Consider the following 13,043-nt stretch of genomic DNA (forward strand, 5'->3'; position numbering starts at 1 on the left):
GTCGCCGTGACAGGTGATCGCCCGATGGATGCGTTCGCGCGCGCGGAGGCGGAAATGCGGGCCGTCGTCTTCCGCAGCGACCTCTCGGTGCGCGAGATCCCGGCGCCCGGCGGTCTCGCGCCGAACGCGCTCGCACTGGCCGGGGATGTGCGCCCCGAGCAGGAAGGCGTCGACTCGGCCTTCGGCACCGGTCGCTTCATCCTGCTGCACGACCCCGCAGAGCCGCCGCCGTGGAACGGGAGCCAGCGCATCGTCTGCTTCGCCCAGGCACCGCTCGAGCCGGAGATCGGCACCGACCCGCTCCTGGCCGACGTCGCGTGGTCCTGGCTCGTGGATGCACTCGATTCCCGCAGCGCCGCCTACCACTCCGCATCCGGCACCGCCACGAAGACCCTGTCCAAGGGGTTCGGGTCACTGGCCGCCGAGGGCGACGGAGCGCAGATCGAGTTGAGGGCGTCGTGGTCACCGGAGGGGCCGCTCGGCCCGCACGTCGAAGCGTGGGCGGAGCTCGTCTGCATGCTCGCCGGGCTGCCACCGGGGTCGGAGGACATCGCCGTCTTCGGGAGTCGTCGGGTGACACGTGGCTGACTACGCCGTCATCGACACCGCAGAAGGCCTTGCGGCGGCATCGGAGGCGCTCGCCGGGGGACACGGTCCGGTGGCCGTCGACGTCGAGCGGGCATCGGGATTCCGCTACTCGCAGCGCGCGTACCTGATCCAGGTCTTCCGCCGGGGAGCCGGCATCTTCCTCTTCGACCCGCCGCCCATCGGGGACTTCGCCGCACTTCAGGCGGCCATCGGCGAGGAGGAATGGATCCTGCATGCGGCGAGCCAGGACCTCCCGTCGCTGCGGGAGCTCGATCTCGTTCCGCGGGTGATCTTCGACACGGAGCTGGCCTCCCGCATGCTCGGACACGATCGGGTGGGGCTCGGGGCGGTCGTCGAGGACACGCTCGGCATCACCCTGGCGAAGGCGCACTCCGCATCGGACTGGTCGACGAGGCCGCTCCCCCAGTCGTGGCTCGATTACGCGGCCAAGGATGTCGAGCACCTGGTGGACGTGCGCGATGCCCTCGTCGACGAGCTCGAGGAGCAGGGCAAGACCCAGTTCGCCCGCGAGGAGTTCGCCGCGGTGCTGGAGCGCGCCCCCAAGGCAGTACGGGAGGACCCGTGGCGCCGGCTGAGCGGGCTGCACACCGTACGCGGTCGCCGAGGGCTCGCCGTGGCGCGTTCGCTCTGGCAGGCACGAGAGGCGTACGCGCAGGAGCAGGACATCGCCCCCGGCCGCCTGGTGCCCGATCGCTCGCTGATCGCGGCGGTCCTTGCCGATCCGAAGTCGAAGCAGGAGCTGGCCGCGCTGAAGGACTTCTCGGGCCGCGCCAGCCGGTCGCAGCTGGACCGCTGGTGGGCGGCCATCGAGGCCGGTAGAGCGGAGACGGAGCTGCCACCCGATCGCGTGCCCAGCGACACGCTGCCGCCTCCCCGGGCGTGGGTGGATCGAAACCCCGACGCCGACGCGAGGCTGAAGGCGGCGCGTCCCGTGGTGGAGGCCATCGCCGAGCAGCTCGGCATGCCCACCGAGAACCTCCTGACGCCCGAGATGCTGCGGCGAGTGGCGTGGTCGCCCCCCGGCGAGGACGCGGAGTCCGTGGCAGGCGCACTCGCGACTCTCGGGGCGCGGCAGTGGCAGATTGCGCACACCGCACAGCAGATTGCCCAAGCCTTTGTTGAATCCCACCAACCCCCAGCAGAGCGCTCGGAACCCCCTTCGTAGGTTCAGCCCAACCGATTCCTGGCCCTCCGACGCCGCTCCTAGGCTGGATGCATTCCCCTAGTTTGGAGGCAAAGTGGCCGAGATTTCGGACGTCTACTTCGTAGACGGCGTGCGCACCCCCTTCGGGCGCGCCGGCGAAAAAGGCATGTACTGGAACACCCGCGCCGACGACATGGTCGTCAAGGCGATGATCGGGCTGATGGAGCGCAACCCCGATGTGCCCGGTGCCCGCGTCGATGACGTGGCCATCGCCGCGACGACGCAGGAGGGTGACCAGGGCCTGACCCTCGGACGCACGGCGGCGATCCTCGCGGGTCTCCCCCAGTCGGTGCCGGGGTTTGCGATCGACCGGATGTGCGCCGGCGCCATGACCAGTGTCACGACCATGGCCGGCTCGATCGGCATCGGCATGTACGACATCGCCCTCGCCGGCGGCGTCGAGCACATGGGACGGCACCCCCTCGGCGGCGACGCCGACCCGAACCCGCGCTTCCTGACCGAGAAGCTGGTCTCGGCCGATGCCCTGAACATGGGCATCACGGCCGAGCGGATCCATGACCGCTTCCCGCACCTGACGAAGGAGCGGGCGGATCGCTTCGGCATGCTCAGCCAGCACAAGGTGCAGGCGGCGTACGACGCGGGCAAGATCCAGTCGGACCTGGTGCCCGTGGCGATCAAGAACGCGGACGGAGCATGGGGTCTCGCGACCGAGGACGAGGGCCGCCGCCCGCAGACCACCATGGAGGACCTCGCGTCGCTCAAGACGCCGTTCCGCCCGCACGGTCGCGTCACCGCCGGCACGTCTTCGCCGCTGACCGACGGCGCGACGATCAGCCTGCTCGCGGGCGGTGCCGCGGTGAAGGAACTGGGCCTTCAGCCCAAGATGAAGCTCGTCTCCTTCGCCTTCGCCGGCGTGCAGCCAGAGATCATGGGCATCGGCCCGGTGCCGTCGACCGAGAAGGCACTCAAGAAGGCCGGATTGACGATCGACGACATCGGCCTGTTCGAGCTCAACGAGGCCTTCGCGATCCAGGTGCTCTCGCTCCTGGACCACTTCGGCATCGCCGATGATGACCCCCGCGTGAATCAGTGGGGCGGCGCGATCGCGTTCGGGCATCCGCTTGCGGCATCCGGCGTTCGCCTGATGATCCAGCTCGCTGCTCAGTTCAAGGAGCGGCCCGACGTGCGCTACGGCCTCACCGCCATGTGCGTGGGTCTCGGCCAGGGCGGCTCGGTCATCTGGGAGAACCCCTTCTACAACGGCAAGCGGAAGTAGGAACCGACGGATGACGAACTCCTCTGTGGCCCAGTACGACGGGATCGACTTCTCCCCGCTGGAGGCGATGTCTGGTGATGAGGTCGTCACGCACTCCCGCGTGCGCGACATCACCCTCCCCAGCGGCAAGGTGCTCGCCCTGATCACCCTCGACAACGGGCGCGACCACAACCGGCCCAACACCCTGGGTCCGGCGACGCTGACCGAGCTCGAAGCGACCCTCGCGGGTCTGAAGACTCGCGCGGCCGCGGGCGAGATCCAAGCCGTCGGCATCACGGGCAAGCAGTACATCCTCGCCGCCGGTGCGGATCTGTCCGATGTCAGCCGCCTGCCATCGAGGGAGATCGCGAGGCTCATCACCCAGCGTGGACACCAGGTGCTCGGCACGCTGTCCGAGCTCGGTGTGCCGAGCTTCGCCTTCGTCAACGGCCTCGCCCTGGGCGGCGGACTGGAGATCGCGCTCAACTCGACCTATCGGACCGTGGATGCCTCGGCAGCCGCGATCGCGCTCCCCGAGGTGTTCCTCGGCATCATCCCCGGCTGGGGAGGCGCGTACCTGCTGCCGAATCTCATCGGCATCGAGAACGCCCTCGAGGTGGTGATCTCGAATCCCCTGAAGCAGAACCGGATGCTGAAGCCCCAGCAGGCGTTCGATCTGGGGATCATGGACGCCATCTTCCCCGCCGCGAGCTACCTGGAGAGCTCGCTGCGGTGGGCGGACGGCGTGCTCGGCGGGACCGTCAAGGTGCACCGCAAGAACGAGCCTGGCAAGATCGAGCGTCTCACCAAGTGGCCGATCGCCATCAAGATGGCCCGCAACATGCTCGAGAGCCGCATCGGCACCGTCCCCCGCTCCCCCTATGCCGCCCTGGAGCTGCTCGAGAAGGCCAAGGGCGGGACGAAGGCCGAAGGATTCGCCCGCGAGGACGAAGCGCTCGCCGATCTGGTGGTCGGCGACCAGTTCGCGGCGTCCATGTATGCCTTCGATCTCGTGCAGAAGCGGGCCAAGCGTCCGGTCGGCGCACCGGACAAGGCGCTCGCCCGCAAGGTGACGAAGGTGGGCATCATCGGCGCGGGGCTCATGGCCAGCCAGTTCGCGCTGCTGTTCCTCCGCCGCCTGCAGGTGCCCGTGCTGATCACCGACCTGGATCAGTCGCGCGTGGACAAGGGCCTCGCGCACATCCGCGAGGAGATCGACAAGCTCGAAGCCAAAGGCCGCCTCGACGGCGACGGAGCCAACAAGCTGCGGGGCCTGCTGCACGGCACCACCGACAAGTCGGAGTACGCCGACTGCGACTTCGTCATCGAGGCCGTGTTCGAGGAGGTCGGGGTCAAGCAGCAGGTGTTCGCCGAGATCGAGCCGATTCTCGCCGAGGACGCGATCCTGGCCACGAACACGTCGTCGCTGTCGGTCGAGGAGATCGGCGCCAAGCTGTCTCGGCCCGAGCGGCTCGTCGGCTTCCACTTCTTCAATCCGGTCGCGGTGATGCCGCTCATCGAGATCGTGAAGACGCCCACGACCAGCGACGCGGCCCTCTCCACGGCGTTCGTCGTGGCCAAGGGACTCGGCAAGAATGCGGTGCTGACGGCCGACGCGCCGGGCTTCGTCGTGAACCGGCTCCTGGCGAAGGTCATGGGCGAGGCGGCTCGCGCGGTGTACGAGGGGACTCCCCTGCTGACGGTGGAGAAGGCGTTCGCCCCGATCGGCCTTCCGATGACCCCGTTCCAGCTCATCGACCTCGTCGGCTGGAAGGTGGCCGCGCACGTGCAGGACACCATGGTGCACGCCTTCCCGGACCGCTTCTTCTCATCGGAGAACTTCCACGAGCTCGCCGCGCTGCCCGAGGTCGTCGAGAAGGACAGGAGCGGACGGGTCACCGGGTGGACGAAGTCCGCCCAGAAGGTGCTGAGGACCGGATCGACGCCTGCCAGCGAAGAGGAGATCCTGCGCCGCGTGCAGGACGGGCTCGCGAGCGAGATCCGGATCATGCTCGAGGAGGGCGTCGTGCCCGAGGTACAGGACATCGACCTGTGCCTCATCCTCGGCGCGGGCCTGCCGTTCATCGACGGTGGCGTCTCGCCCTACCTCGACCGCGAGGGCGCATCCGAGCGCGTCAACGGGGACACCTTCCACCACCCGGCCATCAAGGGCATCGGCGGCTGACGCCGAGCTGAGCGAAGGGGCCCACGACTCGTCGAGTCGTGGGCCTCTTCGTGGTGCGGCGGTGGTGCCGCCGAGCGTCGCCGACGCGTCGCCGGTTCGGCAACGGCCGCCTACGACATGCACAACGGTCGTCGTCGACCTGATGAACACTCACTCGTAACGGCCGAGGCGGCCCTCCAAACCTCCGCCGAGAAGGCATCCTGTGATCGTCGGGCGAACGAAAGGGCACGGATGCTGGATGCGATCTCGACGATGTTCAGCGGTAACGCGCTGAGCGTGCTCGTGAAGACGAGCGGTGCCGCGCTGACGCTGCTCATCGTCATCCCTGCGCTCATGAAGCTCTTCCTCGTGACCATCGACGAGGGGTCCGCCGCGATCCGAACGCGAAACGGCAAGCCGATCATCCGGCGCGGTGCGCGAGGTGGGGGTGACGATCGTCGCGAGGTCGTCGTCCTCCGTCCTGGAACACACGGTGCCTTCCCGATCTTCTACTGGTATCGCACGGTCGACGTGCGCGCGCGCTCCACGGATCTGCCGGCGCGCAGCCTCACGGGCGCCGACGGGCACCAGCATCTCGTGCACGCGTCGTTCGACTGGCGACCGATCGTCTCCGGCCACGACCTGCGGATCCTGGAGCTGGATGTCGTCAACGTGCGCGAGCGTGCCGGCAACATCGTGGGGGCCGCGCTGCGCGACATCGTGCACGACCTCGAAGGCGCGGTCCTTCCACCGAATACGCTCTTATCGCCGCGCATCGTGGACGAGTGCACCGACCGCGTGCGCCACGATTGCGGCATCGAACTGCTGAGCGTTCTCGTGACCGGCGATGCGCTGACCGACGGGTACCTGCTCTCGAAGGCGATCTCGCCCTCCGTGCCCGACCCGGCAGGCGAGAAGTGGGATGCCGCGCCCGCCGCCTTCGCGAGCCACCTGACCTCGGTCCGCTAGGGCATCGGTCACGCGTCCGAGCGCCGCCCCGCCAAGTCCGGAATCGCCGGCAACTCGCTCGTCAGCGTCTGACGCGCGACCGGGATGCGGGTGCCCAGCACCTGCGCCACGACGTCCTGGGCGATCTTGGCGGCCGTGAGGCCGGCATCCTCGAGGATCTGCTCGCGGCTGGCGTGATCGATGAACGAGTCCGGAAGGCCGAGCTCGTCGACGGCCGTGTCGACGCCGGACTCGCGCAGAACCTGCCGGACCCGGGTGCCGACGCCTCCGACGCGGATGCCGTCCTCCAGCGTGATGACGAGGCGATGGGATGCTGCAAGGTCGACGATGGACTGCTGCACCGGGATCGCCCACCTCGGATCGATGACCGTGGCGCCGATTCCCTGCGCTCGCAGACGCGCGGCGACATCCATCGCCAGATGGGCGAACGGACCGATACCGACGAGCAGCACATCCTGGGCGTCGCACTCGACGAGCACGTCGACGCCGTCCGGAAGGCGGCGCACCGCATCGATCGGCGGTGCCACGTCACCCTTCGGGAAGCGGATCACCGTGGGGGCATCGGACACCTCGACCGCCTCGGAGAGCAGTTCCCGCAGGCGCTCGGCGTCGCGCGGAGCGGCGATGCGGATGTTCGGAACGATCTGCAGCATCGCGAGGTCCCACATGCCGTGGTGGCTCGGGCCGTCGGGGCCCGTGACCCCTGCCCGATCCAGCACGAAGGTGACTCCGGCGCGGTGCAGGGCGACATCCATCAGCACCTGATCGAACGCGCGGCCCATGAAGGTCGCGTAGACCGCCACGACGGGGTGCAGCCCGCCGAATGCCATGCCGGCCGCGGATGCCACCGCGTGCTGCTCGGCGATCCCGACGTCGTAGACGCGGTCGGGGAACCGCTCTGCGAACGGGGCGAGGCCCGTGGGCCGCAGCATCGCGGCCGTCATCGCGATGACGTCGTCGCGGCGGGCGCCGATCTCCACCAGTTCGTCGGCGAAGACATCCGTCCATGCCGGACGGGCCGTGCTGAGGGCCCCGCCGGTGGCGGGGTCGATCCTGCCGACGGCGTGGAACTGGTCGGCGACGTCGTCCCGGGCCGGCTGGTAGCCGCGGCCCTTCTCGGTGATGGTGTGCACGATGACCGGTGCGCCGTACGTCTTGGCGAGCTCGAGCGTCTCGACCAGGGCGTCGAGGTCGTGTCCGTCGATCGGCCCGAGGTATTTGATGTCGAGGTTGGAGTAGAGCGCTGCGTTGTTCGTGAATCGCGACAGGAAGCCGTGGGTGCCGCCGCGCACACCGCGGTACACCGCGCGACCGGCGGGCCCCATCTTGGCGAAGAAAGTCTCGGTGCCTCGGTAGAAGTCCCGGTAGGTGTCGCCCGTTCGCACCCGGTTCAGGTACCGGGCCATCCCGCCGATCGTGGGTGCGTACGATCGGCCGTTGTCGTTGACGACGATGACGAGGTTGCGGTTGTTGTCGTCGGAGATGTTGTTGAGGGCCTCCCACGTCATTCCGCCCGTGAGCGCTCCGTCGCCGACGACGGCGATCACGTGACGGTCGGCGCGACCCGTGCGCGTCAGGGCGCGGGAGATCCCGTCGGCCCAGCTCAGAGAGCTGGAGGCGTGCGAGGACTCGACCACGTCGTGAGGGCTCTCGGAGCGCTGCGGGTAGCCGGCCAGACCGCCACGGGATCGAAGGCCGGAGAAATCCTGGCGGCCCGTCAGAAGCTTGTGCACGTAGGACTGATGGCCGGTGTCGAAGATCATCGGGTCATCCGGCGAGCGGAATACCTTGTGCAGCGCGATGGTCAGTTCGACCGCGCCGAGGTTGGGACCCAGGTGCCCACCGGTGCGCGAGACGTTCTCGACGAGGAAGCTGCGCACCTCGGCCGCCAGTTCCCGGAGCTGATCGAGACTCAGCCCATCGAGGTCGTCCGGTCCGGTGATGCTCGGAAGGATCGCCATCCGTCTCCCTCTGCGCTGCTCAGGGCCCCTGCCGGGAAGGCATTCCGAGACCCGGATGCCGGCCTCCAGTCTATCCCGCGGGATGCGAAGGGCCCCCGGCGCCGCGACGCCGGAGGCCCTTCTCCACGATGCTCAGACGAGCGAACGCAGCACGTACTGGAGGATGCCGCCGTTGCGGTAGTAATCCGCTTCACCTGGTGTGTCGATACGGACGACCGCATCGAACTCCACCGGCTGCTTGCCTGCCGCGGAGAACTCGCTCGGAGTGGCCGTGACGCGCACGGTCTTGGGGGTGACGCCCTCGTTCAGCTGCTCGAGGCCCGAGATCGAGACGATCTCGGTGCCGTCGAGGCCGAGGGATGCCCAGGACTCCCCCGCCGGGAACTGCAATGGAACGACACCCATGCCGATGAGGTTCGAGCGGTGGATGCGCTCGAAGCTCTCGGTGATGACGGCCTTGACCCCCAGGAGGCTGGTTCCCTTCGCGGCCCAGTCGCGCGACGAACCCGACCCGTACTCCTTGCCGCCGAAGATCACCAGCGGCGTGCCGGCGGCCTGGTAGTTCTGGCTCGCGTCGTAGATGAACGACTGCGGTCCGCCCTCCTGGGTGAAGTCGCGGGTGTAGCCGCCCTCGATCCCGTCCAGAAGCTGGTTCTTCAGCCGGATGTTCGCGAAGGTGCCGCGGATCATGACCTCGTGGTTGCCGCGGCGCGATCCGTAGGAGTTGTAGTCCTTGCGGTCGACGCCGTGCTCGTTGAGGTAGTGGCCGGCGGGGCTGTCGACCTTGATGTTGCCGGCGGGGCTGATGTGGTCGGTCGTGACCGAGTCGCCGAGCGTGGCGAGCACACGGGCGCCGGAGATGTCCGTGACCGGGGTCAGTTCCATCGTCATGCCGTCGAAGTACGGGGGCTTGCGGACGTACGTCGAGGCGGCATCCCATTCGAAGACGTCGCCCGTGGGCGTGGGCAGCGTCTTCCAGCGCTCGTCGCCCTCGAACACGCTCGCGTACTGGGTGTCGAACATGTCCTTGTTGATCGACGAGTCGATCGTCGCCTGCACCTCCGCCGAGTCCGGCCAGATGTCGCGCAGGAACACGTCGTTGCCGTCCTGGTCCTTGCCGAGCGCATCGGTCTCGAAGTCGAAGTTCATCGACCCGGCGAGCGAGTAAGCGATGACCAGCGGCGGGCTCGCCAGGTAGTTCATCTTCACGTCGGGGTTGATGCGCCCCTCGAAGTTGCGGTTGCCCGAGAGCACGGCGGTGACCGCGAGGTCGTTCTGCTGGACGGCGGCCGAGACCTCCTCGATGAGGGGTCCGGAGTTGCCGATGCAGGTCGTGCAGCCGTAGCCGACGGTGTAGAAGCCGAGATCCTCGAGATCCTGCGTGAGGCCGGCCTTCTCGTAGTAGTCGGTCACGACCTTCGACCCCGGCGCGAGGGTGGTCTTGACCCACGGCTTGGCCTTCAGGCCCTTCTTCACGGCGTTGCGGGCCAGCAGGCCCGCCGCGAGCATGACGGAGGGGTTCGAGGTGTTCGTGCACGACGTGATCGCGGCGATGGTCACGGCCCCGTGGTCGAGCGTGAACCGCTGACCGTCTTCGAGCACGACCGGTGTGGGCTTGGAGCCGTTGGTGGGCGCGTGGCTGTGGTGGTGGTGCTCGTGGTGGCTGTTCTCGTCCTCGGGGCTCAGACCGGGGGGGTCGGATGCCGGGAAGGACTCCGCCGTCGTCAGATCAACGAGATCGTGGTCGCTGTCCGCGTAGTTGACGAGGTCGCTTGCGAACTGCGTCTTGGCATTCGCCAGGATGATGCGGTCCTGGGGACGCTTCGGTCCGGCGATGGAGGGAACCACGGTGGCGAGGTCCAGCTCGAGGTACTCGCTGAAGACCGGCTCGGAGTCGGCGTCGTGCCAGAGCGTCTGCGCCTTCGAATACGCCTCGACGAGGGCCACCTGCTCCTCGCTGCGGCCCGTGAGGCGCAGATAGTCGAGCGTCACGTCGTCGATGGGGAACATGGCGGCGGTCGAACCGAACTCCGGGCTCATGTTGCCGATGGTGGCGCGGTTGGCCAGCGGCACCGATGCGACTCCGGAGCCGTAGAACTCGACGAACTTGCCGACGACACCGTGCTTGCGGAGCATCTCGGTGATCGTCAGGACGACGTCGGTGGCGGTGACTCCGGTCGGGATGGCACCGGAGAGCTTGAACCCGACCACCTTCGGGATGAGCATCGACACGGGCTGGCCGAGCATGGCCGCCTCGGCCTCGATGCCGCCGACGCCCCAGCCGAGCACGCCGAGACCGTTGACCATCGTCGTGTGGGAGTCGGTGCCGACGCACGTGTCGGGATACGCGCGGACCACGGAATCGGTCCCTGAGCCTGTCGAAGGGCGGGTGAACGTGACCTTCGCCAGGTGTTCGATGTTCACCTGGTGCACGATGCCCGTCCCCGGCGGGACGACCTTGAAGTCCTCGAACGCCGTCTGGCCCCACCGCAGGAACTGGTAACGCTCGCCGTTGCGCTGGTACTCGATCTCGACGTTGCGCTCGAGAGCGTTCTCGGTGCCGAACAGGTCGGCGATCACCGAGTGGTCGATGACGAGTTCGGCCGGCGCGAGCGGGTTGATCTTCTTCGGGTCTCCCCCGAGAGTCTCGACCGCCTCGCGCATCGTGGCGAGGTCGACGATGCACGGCACGCCGGTGAAGTCCTGCATCACGACGCGGGCGGGCGTGAACTGGATCTCGGTGTCCGGCTCCGCCGCGGCATCCCACGACCCGAGCGCCTCGATCTGCGCCTTCGTGACGTTGGCGCCGTCCTCGGTACGGAGCAGGTTCTCGAGCAGCACCTTGAGGCTGAACGGGAGCTTCTCGTATCCCGGAACGGAATCGATGCGGAAGATCTCGTAGTCGGTGCTGCCGACCGTCAGGGTGCTCTTCGCACCGAAGCTGTTCACCGTTGACACGATGCCGTCTCCTTCTCGTCGACCGCGGACGCTCGCTTCCATCTTCGTCGCAGGGTGCGAACTGGGCTAGCAAGGCGTGCCTAACCAGTCTGCGCCGCAGGCGGGCGACCCGGAAGAGGGCGAATTTATCTTGACATCAAGATAAATCTATCATGCCTTGTGCGTGGGATAGAGGGCGCGGACGGCGAGCCAGTTGACCGCCACCATGGGCGCGAACAGCGGCAGGCCCATGATCAGCTTGACCGTGCCGAGCGCTGTGACGTCCCCGGCGAGGTAGAGCGGAACCTGCACCGCGAGCCGCGCGGCGAACAGCGCGGCCCACGCGATCGCGAGCCAGAAGAAGACCCGGCGCTTGCGCTTGTCCTTGCGCCAGGCCGTGCCCTCCCCCATCAGGAAGCCCACGGCGAGGCCGATGAGCGACCAGCCGATCAGCGCCGAGACGAGGAACGCCGACCCGTACAGCACGTTGGTGACGAACCCGGGGATGAAGTTGTCCTCCGCGCGCCCGGTGAAGAGCGCGAGCGCGGCCGCGGCGACGGTGGCGATGAGACCGCTGATGGCCGGTCCGGGAGGAGATTTCGTCGCAAGGCGGATGACGGTGAAGACCACGGCAAGCCCTACCGACAGCCCGAGGCTGAGCGGCAGGTTGCCGGTCTCGGTGTCCGGATCGTAGGTGAGCGTGAAGGCGAGGACGAAGGTGAGGCTGGGCAGAACCGACTCGACCACTCCGCGCCAGCCGCCCATGGCGGTCCACACCACTCGTCCGGTGGACGCATCCGAATTCGGATCGAGACCCGCGCTGCGCGCGGCTCCGCCCAGGGCGGCACCGAGCAGCTCCGAAGCGGACGGCTCCGGCGGTGGCGGCGTCAGGTCCGACGACTCGCTGCGCTCGGGGACGCGGTCCTCGCTCACGCGGAACCAGGCGTGGACGGCATCCGGAGCGGAATCAGGTCTCGCGGCGGCATCGGCGAGTTGCCCCGCACGACGACGATCGAGCGGAACAGGTCCTCGACCTGCGCGGCCGCCGCGACGTCGGAGGTCGCGGCGCCGCCGATCACGCCCCGGAGGAACCAGCGAGGGCCGTCGACGCCCACGAAACGTGCGAGGCGCTTGCCCGGCGCGCCGTCGGCCGTCGCCGCGACCGGCACCTCCGCAAGCAGTTCGGGGCCGAGGGGGCCGTCACGTTCCTCGACCCGCCCGCCCTGCTGACGGACCTGATCGCGGATCTGGTCGCGCGTCTCGTCCCACAGGCCGGCGGTGCGCGGCGCGGCGAAGGGCTGCACCTGCAGCGAGGAGTCCGCGTAGTCCAGGCCCACCGCGACGATCCGCTTGGTCTGCTCCTCGACCTCGAGGCGAAGATTCAGGCCCTCGCGCGGAAGGATCTTGATGCCGCCGAGGTCGATGTACGGACGGACGGGGTTCGCCTCCGATTCGTCGAAAGGCCCCGAGACCGCGCGGTCATCGGGAGCGGCCTTGCGGGGGGCACCCGTAGGTGTGTCGTCGCTCATGCGTTGCTCCCGGTGGTCTGCTGATAGCCGGTGGACCCGAAGCCGCCCTCGCCGCGGACGCTCTCGGGAAGGGTGTCGACGGGGATGAAGCGCACACGAGGCACCGGCAGCACGATCAGCTGGGCGATCCGATCCCCCGGTGCGATGTCGTACGCCTCCGTGGGGTCGGTGTTCAGCAGCGTGACCCTGATCTCGCCCCGGTAGCCGGCGTCGACCGTGCCGGGTGAGTTCACGATCGTGATGCCGTACTTGGTGGCGAGGCCGCTGCGCGGCACGACGAATGCCGCGTAGCCCTCCGGCAGCGCGATCCGCACACCGGTGCCCACCAGCGCTCGCCGGCCCGGCTCGAGCCGAACGGACTCGCTGGAGACGAGATCCGCGCCGGCATCGCCCGGGTGTGCGTAGGCCGGAACCTCCGGGGCGATAATGAGGACGTCCACGCTTTCGGTCACCC

The 13,043-nt window shown here is 68.5% G+C and carries 10 protein-coding genes; 5 read left to right on the plus strand and 5 right to left on the minus strand.

What is annotated here, in order from left to right; translation table 11 throughout:
* Positions 1 to 6 precede the first annotated feature (6 nt).
* The 5 genes from ACPW96_RS11085 to ACPW96_RS11105 all read left to right on the plus strand — a co-directional run bounded on the left by ACPW96_RS11085 (position 7) and on the right by ACPW96_RS11105 (position 6,162).
* A complete protein-coding gene (locus ACPW96_RS11085; protein WP_425883148.1) occupies positions 7 to 588 on the plus strand; it encodes a DUF3000 domain-containing protein in 582 nt (193 codons plus the stop codon).
* Complete coding sequence (locus ACPW96_RS11090; RefSeq protein WP_425883150.1) at positions 581 to 1,774, plus strand: ribonuclease D; 1,194 nt, start codon at positions 581 to 583, stop codon at positions 1,772 to 1,774. Before ACPW96_RS11085 ends, ACPW96_RS11090 begins: the two co-directional genes overlap by 8 nt.
* 73 nt (positions 1,775 to 1,847) lie before the next feature.
* Entirely contained in the window at positions 1,848 to 3,050 is a 1,203-nt protein-coding gene (locus ACPW96_RS11095) for a thiolase family protein (protein WP_425883151.1), read from the plus strand.
* Between the two features lie 58 nt (positions 3,051 to 3,108).
* Complete coding sequence (locus ACPW96_RS11100) at positions 3,109 to 5,214, plus strand: 3-hydroxyacyl-CoA dehydrogenase NAD-binding domain-containing protein (protein WP_425883380.1); 2,106 nt, start codon at positions 3,109 to 3,111, stop codon at positions 5,212 to 5,214.
* 231 nt (positions 5,215 to 5,445) lie between these two features.
* The gene (locus ACPW96_RS11105) at positions 5,446 to 6,162 is read left to right on the plus strand and encodes an SPFH domain-containing protein (protein WP_425818386.1); all 717 of its coding nucleotides are present in this window, start codon (positions 5,446 to 5,448) and stop codon (positions 6,160 to 6,162) included.
* 8 nt (positions 6,163 to 6,170) lie between these two features.
* Here the strand turns inward: ACPW96_RS11105 and dxs are convergent, their stop codons facing one another.
* The 5 genes from dxs to dut form a co-directional block, all read right to left on the minus strand.
* Positions 6,171 to 8,123: a 1-deoxy-D-xylulose-5-phosphate synthase gene (gene dxs / locus ACPW96_RS11110; RefSeq protein ID WP_425883153.1), complete on the minus strand. Its 1,953-nt coding sequence runs from the start codon at positions 8,121 to 8,123 to the stop codon at positions 6,171 to 6,173.
* A 132-nt stretch (positions 8,124 to 8,255) separates the two neighbouring features.
* Entirely contained in the window at positions 8,256 to 11,123 is a 2,868-nt protein-coding gene (acnA, locus tag ACPW96_RS11115) for an aconitate hydratase AcnA (protein WP_425883155.1), read from the minus strand.
* A gap of 108 nt (positions 11,124 to 11,231) precedes the next feature.
* Positions 11,232 to 11,993 carry a DUF3159 domain-containing protein gene (locus ACPW96_RS11120; RefSeq protein WP_425883157.1) on the minus strand — a complete coding sequence of 254 codons (762 nt, stop codon included), beginning with the start codon at positions 11,991 to 11,993 and terminating at the stop codon, positions 11,232 to 11,234.
* Entirely contained in the window at positions 11,990 to 12,589 is a 600-nt protein-coding gene (locus tag ACPW96_RS11125; RefSeq protein WP_425818393.1) for a DUF3710 domain-containing protein, read from the minus strand. The genes ACPW96_RS11120 and ACPW96_RS11125 overlap by 4 nt, the downstream gene beginning before the upstream one ends.
* Positions 12,586 to 13,041 carry a dUTP diphosphatase gene (dut, locus tag ACPW96_RS11130; protein WP_425883159.1) on the minus strand — a complete coding sequence of 152 codons (456 nt, stop codon included), beginning with the start codon at positions 13,039 to 13,041 and terminating at the stop codon, positions 12,586 to 12,588. Before dut ends, ACPW96_RS11125 begins: the two co-directional genes overlap by 4 nt.
* Positions 13,042 to 13,043 lie beyond the last annotated feature (2 nt).

It is taken from the genome of Micromonospora sp. DT81.3 (assembly GCF_049847225.1).
GTDB lineage: Bacteria > Actinomycetota > Actinomycetes > Actinomycetales > Microbacteriaceae > Microbacterium.